Here is an 18,729-nt window from a genome sequence, read left to right as displayed (position 1 = left end):
AAAACACAAAGTTTATGTCAACAGTATTAGTTTCAAGTAGTTCTCCTGCCACACTATTAAGGGAAGTTCAGCCTCAACCTGAGAACAGCAGGATGACACGACTTACCTCTCCTCTTATTCGACTGATTAGCTCTTTCCTTGCTCCTGGACAAGAGACGTGCCGTTTTGCAGCTTCTTACAGGAGCTTTGGCAAAGAACGCTACTGGTTCACGCATGTAGACCTCTATCGATTTGCAGGACTAGACTTTAAAAAGGAGATCTCTTCTTGGAGAAATCCCACTGCGAGCGAAGAAATATTTGAAAGGCTCAAGGAGGCAGCTGTCAAATGCCAAACAGCATTTCCCCATGCGCGAGGATTCCATTTAGCAACGAAAAAAGATTGGCTCCTTTTTTATGAATGGTCTAATTTGACACGCATCATCACCTCATTGCCTACCACGAGAATAGACAGCCTTTTTGTTCAAATTGGGAGAGATTTCGAAAGCGAGACCTTTGCAGAAAGACTCGATGAAGGATTTCTAAATGCTTTGAATGCTCATCTGCAAGGGAACAAAAAAATCACCAGGCTTATTTTGAACCTTCCTACGTCCAGAGTAGAGCATGGTTTTCTTAAGGAGCCTTTCTTGGCTTCAAACACCGTGAGAGAGCTGCGCTGCTCAATCTACCGAGATACTAGTTCGAATCTTGAAGAAGTCGGAAGACACTTTCCAGCGGTCACGCATTTAACAGTGCGTGTGCTAGGGCCACGTATAGACAAGCCCTCTTTTATCCATGTAGCGATTGAAATTTTCTATTTAAAACCTTTGACCAGATTGAGATCTCTCACGGTTTATGACACCTGTGTAAAAACCTTTTTCACTTCAGCTCTTGAAAAATATTTACAAGGACAAATAGCTGAAATAAGACTGTATAATTGCGACGTTCGTTTTGTAGACTATTCTGAAAGAAGAAAGCTTCATGAAAAACTATTCGCTCAAAAACTATTCTTCCACAGTTGCAGAATTAAGGATTTTTAAAAATATAATTATTTTTGATTAAATATTAGTTTGGAGTTGTTTTCATACCTTTATATTTGGTAATATTTTCTTATCAAAATCAAAATAATTGGCTTTATGTCAACAGGATTAGTTGCAAGTTTAAGAAGGATGAGAATTTCAGAAACGGTAGAACAGCCCAGATATTCACTTGCGAGACTTCCTGCTAACGTTCTTCAAACAATCAGCTCACTCCTTGCTCCTGGCCAGGAGGCGTGTCGTTTTGCAGCTTCCTATCAATCGTTCGGAAGCCAGCGCTACTGGATCACGCATCAAGATCTCTTTCGATGGGGTGAAGAGCTCTCTGCAGCTGCTATCAAATGCCAGAAGGCATTTCCTCATGCTCGAGGATTTTATCTGGAAGAGAGAGCCGGCGTTCTTTTTAATACTCACTGGGCCATGATGGTGCAGACCATCTCTGCCCTACCAGTGGAGAATATACACAGCTTAGTTATCCGCATCGACTCTCAAGCGCAAGAAGAGGGCTTTGCTGAACGTCCATTAAATGTGGAATTCATTAAAGCGCTAAATGCCTATTTCAACAGAAATCGGCGCATCACACAACTGATGTTAAACTTCGTTCCCTTCATCATATCTCAGAGACTTGATCCTGAAAAAGCACACATCAGAGATTTAACTTTTTCACTGGAAGAACCTTTTCTCTCTTTAAAAACTGTCACGAGATTACGCTGCGCAATTCGTCCCGCAACAACTGAACTTACCAATGAGATCTTTCAAAAGATGGGGGAGAACTTTCCTGAAGTGACTCATCTAACGGCTTCTGTAATTGCAAGTCCTTCTGAAGAATGGCGAAGGTATCGCCGCGATACTCAAGACATCTCTCTTGATGGAATCGCAAATTATTTCAAAAACATTAGATCTCTTGCGATTTCTGGGGCAACCATACACTATCAAATATCTTACTTACTTACTCACAATGTACAAACTAATACATTAGTAAGCTCTCAAAGAGAACTTAGATTATTTCACTGCACTCTCAACTTCAAGGACTATGTTGAAGAAAGACAAGCATGCGAAATGACCTATACCCAAAAACTCCTTCTTCACGATTGCTCTTTAAGAGACACTTTTGACTCCCTCATTGCAGGGAGTGTCCATAGCAAGGATCTCACTTGGGAAAAGATCAAGGAGCTCAAGAAAGCTGATCTCTAATCAGGATAACAAGGCCCAGTGAACCACAGACTAGTACTTGATGTTGAATTTGTTGCGGGCGAGGGTGAGGATCGTCTTGATCGCCTGCTCTGCATCGTCGCCTTCAGCTTCAATCTGGATCTTGGCGCCTCGAGAGGCCGCCAGCATGAGAATCCCGAGAAGGGATTTGGCATTGACACTCATCTCCTGGTAGCAGAGGGTAACCTGCGACTTGAAGGAGGAGGCGCACTTCACGAGCTCTGTAGATGGACGTGTGTGGAGACCCTTTTCGTTGACAACTACAAAAGTGTCTTTGAGTTTTCGTGCCATCCGTCGCCTCGCAAAATTAACGCGGTGAAGTAAGTTCATTATCTAGAATCATTAGATGAAATACTTCGGCGAGAGAATTTTCAGCAACAGATTTCTTTTAGATCAACTTGGCAAGCTCATCCACAAGAGAGTCGAAGAGTCGGATTGTCGCCTCTACAGCATCTGGTTTGCGCATGTCGACGCCTGCAACTTTAAGAAGATCTAGCGGATACTGGCTGCCGCCGGAGGAGAGGAAGCGCAGGTAGCGCTCTTTAGTATCTCCCCCCTCTTTCAAGACCCTCTCGCAAAGAGCTAAAGCAGCGCTAATTCCGGTTGCATACTGGTAGACGTAGAAGTTGTAGTAGAAGTGGGGAATTCTCGCCCACTCGATATCGATCTCCTCGTCGATTACTAGATCTTTACCAAAATAGTCGCTGTTTAATTTTCTATATTCGGCTTTCAGAAGAGCTGGCGTGAGAGGGACTCCCTCTTCTGCCCACTGGTGCAGGCGGAGCTCAAACTCTGCAAACATCGTCTGTCTGAAGAAGGTCGCGCGGATATCTTCGATCTTCTGATTAATGAGAAAGGCGCGAAGCCCCTTATCTTTTGTTTTAGCAAGCAGATCGTGGCTTAAGAGCTCTTCGTTAAATGTAGAGGCGACCTCTGCAACGAAGATCGGGTATTGAGAGTCGTGGTAGGGCTGCGTTTTACAACTTAAGAAAGAGTGCATGCTATGGCCGGCTTCGTGCGCAAGCGTCATTAGATCCTGGAAGGTCCCCTGGTAGTTCATCAGAATATAGGGCATGCTGTCATAGCAGCCGCTCGAATAAGCACCAGAGCGCTTTCTTAGGTTCTCATACTTATCCACCCACTTGTCGCGCTTTAAACCATTTTCAAGAGCCTTCTGATACTCTGCTCCGAGTGGAGCTACCGATTTGACAATCTGGTCTACTGCTTCTGGATAGTCGATAGAAAAGGAGACCTCCGACACGAGAGGAACGTGTAGGTCGTACATGTGAAGTTCATCATACTTCAGGATGCGCTTTCGGAGGCTCATGTAGCGGTGGATAGAGCCCAAATTCTTACGCACAGTGTCGATGAGCGAACAGTAGACCTCAGGATCTACCTGGTGGGGAAAGAGAGCCGCTTCAACGCACGACTTATACTTTCTCGATCTCATGTTAAACACGTGCTTCTGCACCTGCCCATTGATGAGCTCGCAGAGTGTATTCTCATACTCTCTATAACTCTTATGCAGGGTTTGAAACGCCTCCTTTCGGAGTTTGCGATCTTGGCTGCGCAGATAGAGGGAGAGCTTTCCATGTGTGAGCTCGAGCTTCTTTCCCTGGCTATCTTCGACGTGGGGAAATTTCAGGTCGGCATTGTTAAACGAACCAAACGCCTTCGAAGCTGTCTCTAATGCGTTGCCAGCGAGTGCAACCAGCTCCTCCTTCTCAGCCGAGAGTGTGTGTGGCTTGAGCCTGACGATCTTTTCGAGATAGATATGATACTCTTTAAGAGCGGGCGCCTTGAGATACTGACCAAGCTTCTCTTCGGGAAGAGCGAGGATCTCCGGCTCGATCCAAGAGGTCTCTTGTCTCAGGTCAAAGAGAAGAGAGCTGATCCGCGCGTAGGCCTTTTTATAAGTATCATTTGCCACATCTTCGTCGTGGCGCAAGTGGGCATAGGTATAAATTTTTGAAAGGACTCTTTCGATTTCAAAAAGAGTTTTAAATAGAGAGCAGAGCTTTTCTGGACCTTCGGCAAGGTGCCCTTTAAAGGCTGTAATCTCAGGCCAGTGCCCCTCTTTCTTCTCCTCTCTCCCCCACTTCTTCATATCCTCTTCCCAAGCCTTATCGCTCGCGTAGAGGGCCTGAACGTTCCAGCGGTCTTCTTGAGCGATCTCCTCTCGAGATCTAGTCTTCTTTTGTTCTGTAGATGAAGAAGTCATATGAGTCCAAAAAAATTGTTATTAATGGGGAGATACACTATCTTCTCCTGATCTGTAAAGTCAAGATTTTATACCTCATACTAGAAAACTTAGCAGAAACAAACGCAGACTGCTAAATCATTGCAAAAAATCGATTCGACCTGTAGAATCCTATCTTCCTGTAAAATCAATTGAAACTAAGGAGAAAACCATGGCGCAACAGACAGAAAAAAAGACCTCTTTAAAACCACTCGCAGACCGCGTTGTCGCAAAACGCTTGGAGCAGCAAGAGACTCTTAAAGGTGGAATCATCCTCCCCGATTCAGCGAAGAAGAAGCAGGAGTCGGCGAAAGTTATGGCTATCGGCCCTGGCCGCACAAACAAAGAGGGAAAGCTGATCCCTATGCCAGTTAAAGTCGGCGACGTCATTCTCATGGATAAATACTCTGGACAAGAGGTCACTGTAGACGATGAGGATCTCGTCATTGTGAAGGCTGATGATATCATTGCTATTGTAGAATAATTAAAAGGAGAAGAAAAAATGGCTGCAAAAGACATTAAGTTCCGGGAAGAAGCCCGCCAGAAAATTTTAAAAGGCGTACGCGCTTTATCTTCTGCTGTAAAAGTTACACTCGGTCCTAAAGGCCGCAACGTCGCTATCGATAAAGCATACGGCGCACCGCACATCACAAAAGACGGTGTGACTGTCGCAAAAGAGATCGAACTCGAAGACAAGCACGAGAACATGGGCGCTCAGATGGTGAAAGAGGTTGCTAGCAAGACTGCCGATAAAGCAGGCGATGGCACCACAACTGCAACCGTCTTAGCCGAAGCGATCTACAGCGAAGGCCTCCGCAATGTGACTGCTGGCGCAAATCCGATGGAGATCAAACGCGGAATCGAGAAAGCGGTTAAAGAGATCACTTCTGAGATCCAGAAGATCAGCAAGCCAATTCAAGACAAGAAAGAGATCGCACAAGTTGCGACCATCTCCGCTAACGGTGACACAGAGATCGGCGAGATCATTGCAAATGCGATGGAGCGCGTCGGGAAAGATGGCACGATCACAGTTGAAGAGGGCAAGGGCTTTGAGACTGAGCTCAGCGTCGTTGAAGGGATGACCTTCGACCGCGGCTTCCTCTCTGCTTATTTCATCACAAATCCAGAAGCGCAAGAGTGCGTGATGGAAGATGCGTTTGTTCTCATCTACGAGAAGAAGATCGCTGCGATGAAGGAGTTCCTCCCTATCCTGCAAGCTGTAGCAGAAACTGGACGTCCTCTGCTTATCATCGCTGAAGATGTCGAAGGCGAAGCTCTTGCAACTCTCGTCGTAAACAAGCTGCGCGTTGGACTGAAAGTCTGCGCTGTAAAGGCTCCTGGCTTTGGCGACCGCCGCAAAGCGATCCTCCAAGACATCGCCGTCCTAACTGGCGGACAGCTGATCAGCGAAGAGCTCGGCATTAAACTTGAGACTGTCACAATCGACATGCTCGGCAAGGTCAAAAAGGCCGTAGTTATGAAAGAGGAGACAACTCTGGTTGAAGGCGCAGGCAAAAAATCTGCAATTCAAGAGTGCATCGCTCTCATTAAGAATCAGATCGAGAAGAGCACCTCAGACTACGACCGCGAGAAGCTCCAAGAGCGCCTCGCGAAACTAGCTGGCGGTGTTGGCATCATCAGCGTCGGAGCTGCGACTGAGATCGAGATGAAAGAGAAGAAAGACCGCGTCGATGACGCCGTCCATGCGACAAAAGCTGCAGTAGAGGAGGGCATCCTCCCAGGTGGCGGCGTGGCACTACTTCGCTGCATCCCAGCTCTTGAGAAGCTCGCTGCCTCACTAAAAGGCGATGAGAAGCTCGGTGTTGAGATCATCATCAAAGCGATCAGCTATCCGTTAAAACAGATCGCTGAAAACGCGGGATGCGAAGGCTCGATCATCGTTCAGAAGGTCGCTCAGATGGCAACTTACGAGGGATGGAACGCCCAGACTGAAGAGTATGGAAACATGCTCAAGATGGGTATCGTCGATCCTACAAAGGTCGTCAGATTGGCAATCGAACTCTCAGCCTCAATTGCGGCGATGCTTCTCACAACAGAGGCGATCATCACTGAAGAGGCGGACGAGAAGAAATCTCCTTCTGGCGGTCACGCAATGAGCGGAGCCGACTACTAAGTCGACCCTCTCTACTCTCTTCCCACAAAGGCACTCCCTCCGGAGTGCCTTTTTTCGTTGTATCTCTTCTTTCTTAGCTTGCGTATTAAAAATAAATTTAATACTTTGAGGTAGAGAGAAAAAAAGCAGGGAGCCCCTATGAAAAAGACCTTGTCCATCATTCTGGTCATACTAACATGCGCGGTAGTAGTCGCATTTGTCGCCTGGAATAGGGTGCCCGATATGCTTTCAACGCGCCTTTCGAAAGCTCTCGGCGTCGGAGTCTCTATTGGCGGAATGGGAATCACCCCAGCTTCACTTAGCATGAAAAATCTAGAAATTGGAAATCCAGCAGGCTCGATACTCGCTAAAGCCTTCTCTTGCGGGCTTATCGGCGTTAATGCTCCTCTCACCCGCTACTTAAGCGACGATATCGTGATTGAAGAGATCAGACTAGAGAACGTCTACCTCGGCCTCGAATTTAAAAACGCCAAAGGAACAGACGGAAACTGGACTGTCATCATGGGAAATCTACAAAAGTCTATAGCAAGTGAGCAGCCTAAAGAATCAAAAGGCCCCTCAAGAACTGTACTCATCAAGAAGCTCGCTCTCGTCAATTTGGATACTGATGTGGTCTACCGCGAAGATGGGGGCAAGGTGAAACATCTGCCAACAATCCCTTACATGGAACTGACCAACCTAAGCAGCGAGGGGGCCTTCCCTGTCGATCAGCTAATGAGCAGCGTCTTAGGCCAGATGCTTAAGCAGGTCTTCATCAAGCAGAACCTCAATAACATGATTCAAGATGTACTCAAAGACCCTACCGGCACAGTAGATAAGTACCTCGGCCCATTCAAAAGATTCATCCCCTCTTCATACAATCACAAGCAGCCTCAATCCAATGAGGCTGCTTCCTAGACAATCCCATTCTTTTTGGAGCGCCCCGACCCGGCAATCTCTTCTTAAAGAAACATCGCCGAGGCGATGTTGAGAAAAGCGGCGCCGGGTCGCCGCACTCCAAAAATTTCGCTTATTAACCTATCTTGATGATGGTGACGACGAGAGCCGCATCTCCAGTGTAGTACTTGCAGTTGGGAGGGACTACGATCGGGATGCGGTGCTCGTGATACTCCAGGAGAGGATTCGTGATGATCATATTGAAGAACTTCTCATCCTCGAACTTGGAAGTCGCATCGGTTAAAAAGCAGGAGAAGCGAGAGCCGACCCTCATGTGCTTTTTAAGGCATCTATCTAAAAAGTCGAAGAGGCGATCTCCACAGCTGCGCATCTGAGCAGAGATCGCAGGCGGCTTCTTCTCTGCCAAAAATTCTGTGATCTGCTTATCGGTAATGAGCCCCTTCTCTTTGAGGCGTTTAAGAGCCCACTCTCTCTGCTTCTTTGTGATGCCCCCCTTCTCTTCTAGCTCTGCAAAAAAGCGGATGAAGAGCTTTGGATCGGCTCTCCCCTCCTTCTCGGCTAGGGTAAAAAACTGCTCGATATCCTCATCGCTATACTTAATGCCCTTGAGACAGTGCGAGAGCTCCTTTTCTAACTCCTCCATCTTCTTTCTACCTGCATTTACAATTGAGCTTGCGCGGCTCTTCTCAAGATCGAGCTTTAACAGCTCCTCCTCGCTCTGCAAGGGATAGTCGTCAAAAAAGATCGCATCAAATGCGCCCAGTTTATCCAGGGCGTTTTGCCAAGTATCTTCAACGATCTTCACATTAGGGTAGTTCTCTGCCCACTTGCGCGCCCGCTCTGCCACCACGGGATGGTATTCGATAATCGTGTGGCTTTTGGGCTTATAGTCTTGGATGCGCTTTGCAGAATACCCGCAGCCAAAGCCTATTTCGAGCACGTCGCCGCTGGGCTTAAGCGCGTCGATGCACGCCTCCATGTAGGGTCTTTCCCACTCCATCATCACCTGGAATTTGCCATCTTTGAGAAGGATCTCGTGTCCCAACTCATCGGTACCAAACTCCATTTTGCACTCATCAGCTCTCTTTTTCTTCATGGCGCGTCATCTTCCCTTTTCTAGTATTTACTTACGGTTTATATTAAAAATCTTTCTTTTCAAATAGCGAGATGGGTCTTCTATGCCGATTTCTGAAAAAGCGCTCCTCCTCATTCTCCTCACCTCTCCCCTCCTTGCCGAGGAGAGCAGAACTCCCCGCTTTATCATCACGAATGAAGAGATCGTGTTTCATACAAAGGAGCCGCGCTGGGTGAGTGATGCCCAAGAAGAGTATGGTTCAGCTCCCGTTAACAGAAAAGATAGCGAGCCCGCGTCGATCTCCACCTGGAACTGCCAGAATGCAGCCCATCCATTCTTTATGGATCTCAGACACAGAGAGGAGAAGGGAATCGGCTATAGCAAGGGCTACTCATCCGCCGACCTCTTCCTCTCACACATGACTGAAACCTGGCTAACCCCCTTCTTTGATCTAAGAGGCCACTACTTTAACGATGAGAAGTATGCTGCAAATGGCGGATTCGGCCTGAGAGACATCTCCCAATCGCTGCAAGTGGTCTTCGGCGTGAACATCTTCTACGACTGGAGACAGATTCAGCGCGGACACTTCCAGCAGGTTGGAGCGGGCATTGAAGTTCTAGGAAAAAAATGGGACTTTAGAGTGAACGGCTACCTCCCGATCATCAGAAGAAGAAAGTCGATTGTTACGGAGAGAGAGCCAGAAGCTGGCGGAACAGAGATCAGCAGCAAGGTGATCTACAACTTCATCGGCGGAGATATCGAAATGGGTAGAACCCTGATTAAGTGCCACGACCTGCACTTAAAAGCCACCGGCGGCTCCTACTATCTAAATGGCCTCTTCAACAAGCAGGTGATCGGCGGCTTCCTCCGCCTCTCGGGCTACGTCTCTCCCTACGTCGCCTTCGAAGGCCAAGGCTCTTACGACCCCCACTTCAAGTGGATCGGTCAGGGACAGCTCTCCCTCGTCATCCCCTTCGGCCGTCGCCTCTTCGATCTTAAAAAAGGCGGCTGCCCCAACGAGCGCTACCTGCCGCAAGAGCGCCTCCTCGAGCAGGTCTCCCGCTTCGAGATCATCCCCACCTCGAAGCACCACCGTAAATTCTTTAAGAGATCTTGATTCTCCTTTTTGGAGTGCGGCGACCTGGCGCCGCTTTTCTCAAGATCGACCTGTCGATCTTTCTCGGACATATCGACAAGTCGATATGAAGAAAAGCGGCACCAGGTCGCCGCACTCCAAAAAATTCAAGGAAAGAAATTTATTGTTCGGAGAATTCGATGACTTCGACGTCGCGGGTAGTCTCCTCACCCATCTGTACAGGTCTTGTGACCTTTCTCATTCTGGAGGTGAAGTAGTTGAGATCTACAGTTCCAAGAACTGCACGCATCCACCGCACTGCTATTCTCAATCACATTTGTAAAGTAGGAGCTTAAACCGTTTGTCATGACGGCTTTTCAGCGAATGTGATGACTTGGGTGTCGCGGATAGTGACCTCTTTATTTCCGCTTTTGAGGCGCTGCTGGACGTCTTGGAAGCTACCGCTTGGACCCGCGGCAAAAACGGGGTCAGCGGAGCCTAACCAAAAAGTGGGTCTGGTTACTACTTTAAATCTAGAGGTGAAGTAGCTGAGATTCACGGTTCCGAGAACTGCTGGGAGGTCTGTGAATACTCTTCCACCGTATGAGAGATCACGGCGCTCGCTGGCTGCAATGTAGCGCGGAGAGCGCTCCCACCCGCCATTGAAGAGCCCGACCACTCTTCCGCTTAGAAGTTTTTTTAGCTTCTTCCCGTTCTCTTCATCATTCAAGAAGGATAAAGCCAGGTTGCTGAATAGACTATATGTCTGACGAACAGCTAACTGTTCTAGAGATAACCCTTCAGCGGCTCGTCTGCGAGAGAGATACTCCGGATTGTCATCTTTATGCAGCTTCAACATATCGTGAATGGCCCACCCGTGGCCCTCGCTTTCTAATAATCGGCGGTAGTCTAGCCAGCAGCATGTCTGTTTCACGCAATCCGCAGGGATAAGCTCCTCTTGCGGAACAAATAAACTGTATTTTGCGAAGATGACTTCTACACGTGGCTCTCGCTCTTTTGTTAATCGCAATCTGAAGAGAGAGGGACGCGCAGCAAAACCTTCTCCTTCAATGAAAGCCTCTATCTCGCTTCTGGGAAGAGTTGGATCTTCCACTTCCATGGCAAAGAGAGGCAGACGAAGGATATTATGTGCTCCGCCAAAGAGCGTTATGAGATCCTTGTCATAATTAAACCTTCTAATATGGTCTCTGTAGGAGAGAGAGAGAGTATGTAGGGTGGAGGTAGCATCTACAGCCGGCAGCCCTTTAAAATTTGCTCGATAGGCCACAACGACGGCGTGAGGAGAGTGGATCTTCTGCCAGAAAACCTTGCTAGTCTCTTCCAACTTAGCGAGCTCTTCAGGGGCAAGATAAAGAAAAATTTTGTTATCAACTAGATCGTCAGTAATTCCAGGTATCAACTCATTATTTTTTTCAGAGACCTTCCCGAGAGCCCCCTCTGTTCCTTGTCGGTGAAAGTGATTGCGGAGAAGCGCATTCTTCTCTGCGACGGCATCATCGCACTGGGCAGCGCCTTTGAGGCAGATGCCGACCAGGGTACCGGGAATGAAAAAGACGAAAAATAAAATAACTTTTATAACTTTCCAGAGGGTGTCTTCAGCTGCTGGGGCTGCTACCTCTTTCACCTCTTGAGGTGTGACGTTAAAGACGCGCACACTCTTGGGACCGTTTACTGTCTCCAGCAGGCCATGCAGAGGCGCTAGGCAGAAGTCTGCACAAGCATCCACCGCACTGCTATTCTCAATCAGGTTCGTAATGTAAGAACTTATTCCGTTTGTCATGACAATGATTATTTCACATTTTCAAATACAAGTCAAATATACAAATTAAAATTAAACTAGCGAAGTCACAACAAATTTTAATTATATACTAACAATTGTTTACGATTGTTTTGATTTTTATAATTTAAGATAATTTCAGCTTATTTAAAAACAGAGGTAACAAATGTCATCAAGAATTAATTCTTCATCACCCTTTAGCAACATCGGCTTAGCGCTTCCAGCTCGCTACTCACCTATCGAAGAGTTCTGCGCAGAGGCACTAACAGAAGTAGGAAAGCCATCACCTGAGGTGCGCGCAGGCTCTCTATTTGATGCGATCAATAATGCAAAGCTAGCAAAGATCGAAGCGGAAAAAAATGCAAAGAGATGGAACAAATATACCATTGCAGCGGCAAGAGCTGAAAAGATGTCTCTTGCAGATAGTTCGGAAGTTGAAATTTTCACAGCTAAGCAGAGACCTCTAGTTATTACACCCCCACTCTCTCCAGTAGAGAGCCAGCCGAGTCCGGTAGAGAGTCGTCCGAGTTCTGATAATGTGCAGATGGCTCCTGTAGCTCCTGCAGCAGCTGCAACAGTAGCAGACACTTTTAAGACTCCGGAAAGAGTTGAAAAAAGCGAAAAAACTTCCGCTCCAAAGCCTTCTAGAAAAAGACAGAGAGAAGAAGCCACCTCTTTTCCTGCACGCGCACAAAAAGCGCAGTCGGCATTCACGAAAGTGAAGAGACAAAAGCTAGAGCATCCAGTAGAGCAGCCTGCTGAACAGGTGCAGCCCGAATCTCCAGTTACACCCAAGACCACCTACAGCCAGCCATCTATCATACGCCCTAGACGCCGTGTAGCACCTGGAATTCTAAGTCTTGCTAAAGCAAAGACTACTAAGAAGGGCAAAGTGACTTTTTCAACAGTAAAGAAGATTTCAGAAGGAAGCGAAATAGCTATGAGTTCATTTACTACCACCCGCGTATCTCTGCAGAAAGATATAGAGCTTATTCAAGAGCGCATCGCGCACTATGAAAAAGTAGCAACGGGTGAAAGACAACTTCTACCATCCGAGGAAATCTTGTACGGTCTCAAGGGAAAAGAAGACGCAGCTACTTTGATTAGATCTCTCAAATTTAAGCTTTTAACCCAGCAAGAGGCTCTCCAGGCAATTCAAAAGCAGATTGCAGAGATTGGCAAATTTTCAGGAAACAAGATCAAAGAAACAAACGTCTTTGCTTAACATAATTTAGAAAAAAACAATGACAAGTACCACACCCATTAGTTCTGGATCTTCGACGCCTTTTGCTTCTCCGATCCCTTCGGAGGAGACGTCGCCCTCAACTGGCTCTCCAGCAGACTCTCCTACGCTCATGTTCGACTGCAATGAACTTGAAGAGCAGATCTTAGAGATGGAAAAAAGTGGCTATCAGTTGATGCGCACAAGAGCAAAATTAATTGCGAGACTCGAATTTCTTGAGGAAAAAAGAAGCTTGAGAAGCTTTGAAGTAGATTTAAAAACCGCAGAGGATCTTGCAAAATATCCAGGTAGAAGAGCGGCTATATGCGATGATGCAAGGCTTGCTAAACAGCGCATGGATGAAGAGTTTGGAAAACCAACTCTTCGCCTTGAGCGGCATATTGAGAGCATAGGCAAACTATTTGATGAGACGGTTGAAAAATGTAGAAAGCTTATGGTTCGCTATAACGAGGTTTCAAGCGATGAGAGATTCGCAGCCCTAACAAAGAGAGTGTCGTTTTATTACTATCCTCCAACGTCTGAAGTCGAGCATCCCTGCTGCTCATATTGTGTAATTGATACGTTTGAGGACATAGAAAAAAGAGTGTTAGAGCTTATAAAAGAAGTCTATAAACCCTATAAGCTAGAAAGAAAATTAGTTGGCAGACGCAGCGCCCTTATCAGTAACAGAAACCAATTCTTAGAGCGAGTCTCCCTCTGGGCGGATAAAAAAGCTGAATTAGATTTAAAGAGGAAGTTAAATGCACTTGCGACGGTGCAGGTAACTAAAAAAACGTTCAGAGAAGCTTATGGCCGAGTACAGAAAACAAAAAGATTGTTTATAGAGCACATGGAACAACAGTTTGATCAGAAGCTCTCGCGTCTAACTCGTCGAATTGACGATGTAAGAAGATTCATAGATGCAGCGAACGCTGAAGTCGCAAAGCTTGCAAGAATACACATCTCTCTACTCTCGAGATAGAAGATTGCAAAAATACTCTCCTCCTTCTAAAAGGAGGAGAGATGAAGAAAAAATCCACTCACAATCCAGAGCAGCTAAGAATTGAGGAGAGGTCCTTAAGCGAGGTGCCCACTTGGCATAAGTGGGGGCCTTACGTCTCCGAACGCGCGTGGGGAACTGTCCGCGAGGATTATAGCTGGAATGGAGACGCTTGGGCCTACTTTCCCTTTGAAGATTCTCACAAGAGAGTCTACCGCTGGGGCGAAGATGGCATTGCGGGCTGGTGCGACAGGTATCAGACGCTCGTCTTCTCACCCGCATTCTGGAATGGAAAAGATCCCATTCTAAAAGAGAGGCTCTTCGGCCTCGCCTCCCTTCAGGGAAATCATGGAGAGGATGTTAAAGAGTGCTACTACTATCTGGATGGCACTCCGACCCACTCCTACATGAAGTATCTCTACAAGTACCCGCAGAGCGAATTCCCCTATCAGCAGTTGAAAGAGGTGAATGCTCAAAGAAGCACTAACGAGCACGAGTATGAGCTGGTAGATACGGGGGTCTTCGCAGAGGGCCGCTACTTCGATATCTTCATCGAATATGCAAAAGCCTCTCCTGACGACACTTGTATCCGCATCGAAATCATCAACCGTGGAAACGAGCCCGCTCTGCTCCACATCCTCCCACAGCTCTGGTTCCGCAACCGTTGGGGCTGGGAGGATGAGAGGCTGCCGGAGCCTGTAATCTCAAAAGACCCCCACCATGCCCACTGTTTAATTGCCGACGACGCTCAGACGCTCTCTCCACCGACGCTCGCGTTTGATTACCGCCTGGGCAAGCGCTATCTCTACGCCTCTCCTGGAGGAAAGCCTCTCTTTACCAACAATGAGAACGCCTCTTCCAATCAGCGCTTCTATAAAGATGGCTTCCATCAAGCGGTGATCCACGGACAAGATACGGTGAATCCCGAGATGCAGGGAACCAAAGCTTGCTTCCACTACTTCTTTGAAGCGATCCCTCCGAAAAAATCGATCGTTCTGCATCTTAGACTCTGCGATGCACCTCAGCAGAGCCCCCTCTCCGAAGTTGAAGAGATCGTTGCACAGCGAAGGAAGGAGGCAGACGCATTCTACGAGACGGTCCACCCTAAAAACGCTACCGCCGAAGAGAAGATGATCCAGCGCACGGCCCTTGCTGGCATGCTCTGGAGCAAACAGATCTACCTCTTCGATGTGAACCGCTGGCTAGAGGGCGACAACTCCAAACACCCACCTCCAGAGTCTCGCAAGAACATACGCAACGTCCATTGGAACCATCTCAACTCGATGCGTATCCTCTCGATGCCAGACAAGTGGGAGTACCCCTGGTTTGCCGCGTGGGATCTGGCGCTACAATCTTTAAGTTTCGCTCTCATCGACATCGAGTTTGCCAAAGAGCAGCTCTGGCTGCTTCTCTTCGATCAGTTTCAGCATCCGAATGGAGCGATCCCCGCCTACGAGTGGGAGTTCTCCGATCTCAACCCGCCGATTCAGAGCTGGGTTGCACTCCGCCTCTACCAGATGCAAAGAGATAAAGATGGCGTAGAAGATCGAGACTTCCTCAAGAAGTGCTTCCTAAAGCTGATTATGAACTTCGCCTGGTGGGTAAACCGAGTGGACAGCTCGGGACTCAACGTCTTTGAAGGCGGATTTTTAGGTCTGGATAACATCACGATCGTCGACCGTTCGATCGGCCCTGAGGGTGAGGCTAAGCTCCGCCAGTCCGATGGAACGGGATGGATGGCGCTCTTCTGTCTAAACCTCATGCGCATTGCTCTTGAGCTCTCGAAAGAGGATAAGACCTACGAGGCGATGGCGACCAAATTCTTCCAGCACTTTGTCTACATCGCCCATGCGATGAAAAAGCGGGGCAACCAGCACTACGAGCTCTGGAGCGAAAAAGATGGCTTCTTCTACGATGTCCTCTCCTTTCCGGATGGCCACTTCGCCAAGTTTAGAGTGCGCTCGCTTGTGGGCCTCATTCCCCTCTTTGCAGTTGAGACGATTACAGAAGAGGAGCTCGAAGAGTTTCCAGAGTTTAAGCGCGACTTTCTCTGGTTCCTCCAAAACCGCCCCATACTCTCCAAGGACTGTGCTATTCCCTTCGATGGAGAGGAGAGTAAAAAGAGCTACCTGCTCACACTGGTCAATCGCCAGCAGCTTAAAAGCATCCTGAGTTACGTCTGGAACCCGCAAGAGTTCCGTTCCGAGTTTGGACTGCGCAGCCTCTCAAAATTCCATGAAGCCCACCCCTTCTTCTACAAAGACAAGCAGGTCTCGTATGAACCGGGAGAGTCGCTGCATAAGCTTAAAGGGGGTAACTCCAACTGGCGCGGGCCGATCTGGTTCCCCACTAGCTACCTGCTGATCCAGTCGCTTAAGACCTATGCAAAAGTCTACAAAGATGAGGTGCAGATAAAGGTTGGAGAGGAGAGGCCTGTAAGAATCGGAGAGATCTCAAACTACTTCGCAGATAGGATGATCTCGCTCTTTACAAAGAACTCCGCAGGAGTCCGCCCATTTCTTGGAAGCAGCTTCCCTTTCATGCAAGACCCCCATTTTACCGATCACGTGCAGTTCTTCGAGTTCTTCCATGCCGAAACCGGCCAAGGCCTCGGTGCCTCACACCAGACTGGCTGGAGCGGCCTCGTCGCCAATCTCATTCACGAGTACCGCAAAGAGACGACAGATTCGACGTGAGCGGTCTGCGGGAACATGTCGAAGGGTTGAACAGTTTCGATCTGATATCCACCCGAGGAGAGGAGCTGAAGATCTCTTGCAAGCGTTGCTGGATCGCAGGAGACGTAGATCACGCGTTTGGGCTTTAACTCTAGCAGCTTCTGCAACAGGCTAGCCTCGCATCCTTTTCTCGGTGGATTGAGAATGGCAAGATCGATCTCTTTAAGTGTGGCGATAAAATTTTCCGCCTGGTCACAGACAAACCTAGCATTTGAGATCCCGTTTCTCTCTGCATTCTTCACAGCATCGGATACAGCCTCAGCAACAGACTCTACCCCAATGACCTCTTTTGCCTGCTTCGCGAGCACGAGAGAGAGCGTGCCCACTCCGCAGTAGGCATCCAGAACTCTCTCATCCCCTTTTAAGTCTGCAAAATCGATCACCTGCTGGTAGAGGCGTTCGGCTTGAGCGGGATTGACCTGAAAAAAGGAGGCTGGAGAGACGATGAAAGAGAGATCCGCAAGCCTCTCTTCTATCCACCCCTCTCCTGCAAGCGTGACAAACTCTTCTCCTAGAATGACATTCCCTTCAGCGGGATTGATGTTCTGCACGACGCCTTTAATTTCAGGAGCAAACTTCAGAATCTCGCTAGCTAGCTGCTTCAAAGGTGCAGAGGCTCTTCCCATGGTGACGAGAATGACGAGCGCCTGCTCGGTGTGGACAGCTGTTTTAATGATGACGTGTCTAATCTCCGAAGCTGCAGAAGAGCAGGTGATCATCCGGCGGATCCCCTTAAAAATCCTCTCACCGAGCGCGCAGTGAATAAAGCAGCCATCGATCTCAATTAGATCGTGTGTGCTCCGTGCATAGAGTCCAAGACGGCCATCAACAAGAGGCAGCTGAATCTTATTGCGGTAGGCAAGGGGCTGTGGAGAGGGGCTGCAATCGCACACGTCGATATCGAAGATCTTTCCAATCCGCTCGAGCGCATCGACCACCTTCTGTCGCTTCATCTTGAGCTGTTCAGCATAGTCCAAGTGCATGAGCTGGCACCCACCGCAGCGGCCAAAGAGAGGGCAGATCGGCTTGATTCGGTGTGGCGAGCGCTCCAGAATCTGTACAATTTTAGCTCGCCCAAAGCTCTTCCGCTTCTCGTAGAATCTAGCCTTCACCTTCTCTCCGGGAAGCGCTCCATCGACGAAGATCGTGTAGCCATCCAGGCGCGCAACACCCTCGCCATTGATCCCCAGACGCTCCACGGTGAGTTCGACTAGCGTTTCTATTTCCATCAATCAGATCCGCGTTGTGATGGAGACTTGACCCTTCTCGTCGACGAGAATTGAGTTCTCAGCTTGAGCCACCATTCCATGCTCCTCTTCTACAAGAGGGGCGTAGCCTGCAATGATCTCTTCGTTTAAAAGCTCTTTTACTGCGGCCCTCACCTCTGCAAGTGTAAGCTTTTCCAGCACGAGATCGTGCAGTGCAAAAGGAAGCCCTTTAAAGGTGTTGATCTTCGCAAAAAGCTGTTGAGCAACGGCCGACCGCGGCGATCGGTTCTTAATTTGAGAAAAAATAGTGGGATTACCCGCGTCGTAGATTAAACCCTTTCCATTCGTCGCAAAAGGCTCCACAGCGAACGTCATGCCAGGCTTTATCACAGCGGTTGATCTATCGTCGTAGTTGGGGATCATGGGAGGCGTGTGAACCTTGTAGTAGCCAAGGCCGTGGCCTGCGAGGTTTTTAACAGGAGAGAGTCCGAAAGAGGAGATCGTCTCTTGAATGATCTTACCGATTGCGCGCACGGGCATACCGACCTTAATGCTCTTTTCAGCTGCAAGAAGGGCCTTCTCAGCCGCGTCGATAATATTCTGATACTTCCCTGAGAGGTCGATACTCCCGGCACAGTCGCCGATCGCCCCGTTGTAGCAGATGCCGACATCCAGCTTAACCAGCTGATCTGAAAAGAGGATATCCTCGTCTGGCTGCGGCAGGTAGTGGGCTGCAACATCATTTAAAGCGATCTGCGGAGGAAATGCAGGAATGGCGCCAAGCTCGATGATCTTCGCGTTTACCTTTCTGATCACCTCGTTGTAGCTGGCACCAGGCGTAATCAAAGACTTACCATACGCGCGCACCTGCCCAGCAAGTTTGCCCGCATGTAAAAAATCTTGTTTGTACTTTTCGTTCATAATTGCCCCTCTAGAGAAAGAGCAAAAATACCAGATTTACACCCTCTTGTCATCCTCATATTGTATTTGATCAAACGATGAGAGAGGCCTCTTTTTTGGAGTGCGGCGACCCGGCGCCGCTTTTCTCGAGATCGACCTGGCGATCTCTTTTTGAGAAACATCGCCAAAGCCGATGTTGAGAAAAGCGGCGCCGGGTCGCC

The 18,729-nt window shown here is 48.3% G+C and carries 15 protein-coding genes; 9 read left to right on the top strand and 6 right to left on the bottom strand.

Going from position 1 to position 18,729, the window contains the following annotated elements:
- The first annotated feature begins 14 nt into the window (after nucleotides 1–14).
- On the top strand, nucleotides 15–1,016 hold the full coding sequence (locus HYX48_04035) for a hypothetical protein (GenBank protein MBI2743066.1): 1,002 nt from the start codon (nucleotides 15–17) through the stop codon (nucleotides 1,014–1,016).
- 96 nt (nucleotides 1,017–1,112) lie between these two features.
- On the top strand, nucleotides 1,113–2,207 hold the full coding sequence (locus HYX48_04030; GenBank protein MBI2743065.1) for a hypothetical protein: 1,095 nt from the start codon (nucleotides 1,113–1,115) through the stop codon (nucleotides 2,205–2,207).
- Nucleotides 2,208–2,237: 30 nt separating this feature from the next.
- On the opposite strand, the gene HYX48_04025 is transcribed toward HYX48_04030, so the two are convergent.
- Together HYX48_04025 and pepF are read right to left on the bottom strand one after the other, a co-directional pair.
- Complete coding sequence (locus HYX48_04025) at nucleotides 2,238–2,516, bottom strand: HPr family phosphocarrier protein (protein ID MBI2743064.1); 279 nt, start codon at nucleotides 2,514–2,516, stop codon at nucleotides 2,238–2,240.
- A gap of 97 nt (nucleotides 2,517–2,613) precedes the next feature.
- Nucleotides 2,614–4,446, bottom strand: a complete 1,833-nt coding sequence (gene pepF / locus HYX48_04020; GenBank protein ID MBI2743063.1) for an oligoendopeptidase F — start codon at nucleotides 4,444–4,446, stop codon at nucleotides 2,614–2,616.
- A gap of 190 nt (nucleotides 4,447–4,636) precedes the next feature.
- Between pepF and HYX48_04015 the strand changes: the two genes are divergently transcribed.
- From HYX48_04015 to HYX48_04005, 3 genes are all read left to right on the top strand, one after another.
- Nucleotides 4,637–4,948 (top strand): co-chaperone GroES, encoded by a 312-nt coding sequence (locus HYX48_04015; protein ID MBI2743062.1) that lies wholly within the window; start codon nucleotides 4,637–4,639, stop codon nucleotides 4,946–4,948.
- 18 nt (nucleotides 4,949–4,966) lie between these two features.
- Nucleotides 4,967–6,598 (top strand): chaperonin GroEL, encoded by a 1,632-nt coding sequence (groL, locus tag HYX48_04010; protein ID MBI2743061.1) that lies wholly within the window; start codon nucleotides 4,967–4,969, stop codon nucleotides 6,596–6,598.
- Nucleotides 6,599–6,736: 138 nt separating this feature from the next.
- Nucleotides 6,737–7,495 carry an AsmA family protein gene (locus HYX48_04005; protein ID MBI2743060.1) on the top strand — a complete coding sequence of 253 codons (759 nt, stop codon included), beginning with the start codon at nucleotides 6,737–6,739 and terminating at the stop codon, nucleotides 7,493–7,495.
- Between the two features lie 115 nt (nucleotides 7,496–7,610).
- Here the strand turns inward: HYX48_04005 and HYX48_04000 are convergent, their stop codons facing one another.
- Complete coding sequence (locus HYX48_04000) at nucleotides 7,611–8,591, bottom strand: class I SAM-dependent methyltransferase (GenBank protein MBI2743059.1); 981 nt, start codon at nucleotides 8,589–8,591, stop codon at nucleotides 7,611–7,613.
- Nucleotides 8,592–8,673: 82 nt separating this feature from the next.
- Here HYX48_04000 and HYX48_03995 point away from each other — a divergent pair, with 82 nt between their 5' ends.
- A complete protein-coding gene (locus HYX48_03995) occupies nucleotides 8,674–9,687 on the top strand; it encodes an inverse autotransporter beta domain-containing protein (protein MBI2743058.1) in 1,014 nt (337 codons plus the stop codon).
- 322 nt (nucleotides 9,688–10,009) lie between these two features.
- Here HYX48_03995 and HYX48_03990 read toward each other — a convergent pair whose 3' ends face one another.
- Nucleotides 10,010–11,446, bottom strand: a complete 1,437-nt coding sequence (locus HYX48_03990; protein MBI2743057.1) for a hypothetical protein — start codon at nucleotides 11,444–11,446, stop codon at nucleotides 10,010–10,012.
- Nucleotides 11,447–11,609: 163 nt separating this feature from the next.
- Here HYX48_03990 and HYX48_03985 point away from each other — a divergent pair, with 163 nt between their 5' ends.
- The 3 genes from HYX48_03985 (at nucleotide 11,610) to HYX48_03975 (ending at nucleotide 16,361) form a co-directional block, all read left to right on the top strand.
- A complete protein-coding gene (locus HYX48_03985) occupies nucleotides 11,610–12,668 on the top strand; it encodes a hypothetical protein (protein MBI2743056.1) in 1,059 nt (352 codons plus the stop codon).
- A gap of 130 nt (nucleotides 12,669–12,798) precedes the next feature.
- Entirely contained in the window at nucleotides 12,799–13,647 is an 849-nt protein-coding gene (locus HYX48_03980; protein MBI2743055.1) for a hypothetical protein, read from the top strand.
- 41 nt (nucleotides 13,648–13,688) lie between these two features.
- On the top strand, nucleotides 13,689–16,361 hold the full coding sequence (locus tag HYX48_03975; GenBank protein ID MBI2743054.1) for a glucosidase: 2,673 nt from the start codon (nucleotides 13,689–13,691) through the stop codon (nucleotides 16,359–16,361).
- Here the strand turns inward: HYX48_03975 and rlmD are convergent.
- Entirely contained in the window at nucleotides 16,325–17,629 is a 1,305-nt protein-coding gene (rlmD, locus tag HYX48_03970; GenBank protein MBI2743053.1) for a 23S rRNA (uracil(1939)-C(5))-methyltransferase RlmD, read from the bottom strand. The genes HYX48_03975 and rlmD overlap by 37 nt on opposite strands.
- 3 nt (nucleotides 17,630–17,632) lie before the next feature.
- Nucleotides 17,633–18,529, bottom strand: a complete 897-nt coding sequence (locus HYX48_03965; GenBank protein ID MBI2743052.1) for a type II methionyl aminopeptidase — start codon at nucleotides 18,527–18,529, stop codon at nucleotides 17,633–17,635.
- Nucleotides 18,530–18,729: the final 200 nt, after the last annotated feature.

The organism is Chlamydiales bacterium (assembly GCA_016185065.1).
Classification (GTDB): domain Bacteria; phylum Chlamydiota; class Chlamydiia; order Chlamydiales; family Rhabdochlamydiaceae.
This window is presented reverse-complemented; position numbering and strand designations above follow the sequence as displayed.

Coding starts and splice junctions, on each gene's coding strand:
- HYX48_04035 (MBI2743066.1), top strand. CDS start 15: ATGTCAACAGTATTAGTTTCAAGTAGTTCTCCTGCCACACTATTAAGG.
- HYX48_04030 (MBI2743065.1), top strand. CDS start 1,113: ATGTCAACAGGATTAGTTGCAAGTTTAAGAAGGATGAGAATTTCAGAA.
- HYX48_04025 (MBI2743064.1), bottom strand. CDS start 2,516: ATGGCACGAAAACTCAAAGACACTTTTGTAGTTGTCAACGAAAAGGGT.
- pepF (MBI2743063.1), bottom strand. CDS start 4,446: ATGACTTCTTCATCTACAGAACAAAAGAAGACTAGATCTCGAGAGGAG.
- HYX48_04015 (MBI2743062.1), top strand. CDS start 4,637: ATGGCGCAACAGACAGAAAAAAAGACCTCTTTAAAACCACTCGCAGAC.
- groL (MBI2743061.1), top strand. CDS start 4,967: ATGGCTGCAAAAGACATTAAGTTCCGGGAAGAAGCCCGCCAGAAAATT.
- HYX48_04005 (MBI2743060.1), top strand. CDS start 6,737: ATGAAAAAGACCTTGTCCATCATTCTGGTCATACTAACATGCGCGGTA.
- HYX48_04000 (MBI2743059.1), bottom strand. CDS start 8,591: ATGAAGAAAAAGAGAGCTGATGAGTGCAAAATGGAGTTTGGTACCGAT.
- HYX48_03995 (MBI2743058.1), top strand. CDS start 8,674: ATGCCGATTTCTGAAAAAGCGCTCCTCCTCATTCTCCTCACCTCTCCC.
- HYX48_03990 (MBI2743057.1), bottom strand. CDS start 11,446: ATGACAAACGGAATAAGTTCTTACATTACGAACCTGATTGAGAATAGC.
- HYX48_03985 (MBI2743056.1), top strand. CDS start 11,610: ATGTCATCAAGAATTAATTCTTCATCACCCTTTAGCAACATCGGCTTA.
- HYX48_03980 (MBI2743055.1), top strand. CDS start 12,799: ATGTTCGACTGCAATGAACTTGAAGAGCAGATCTTAGAGATGGAAAAA.
- HYX48_03975 (MBI2743054.1), top strand. CDS start 13,689: ATGAAGAAAAAATCCACTCACAATCCAGAGCAGCTAAGAATTGAGGAG.
- rlmD (MBI2743053.1), bottom strand. CDS start 17,629: ATGGAAATAGAAACGCTAGTCGAACTCACCGTGGAGCGTCTGGGGATC.
- HYX48_03965 (MBI2743052.1), bottom strand. CDS start 18,529: ATGAACGAAAAGTACAAACAAGATTTTTTACATGCGGGCAAACTTGCT.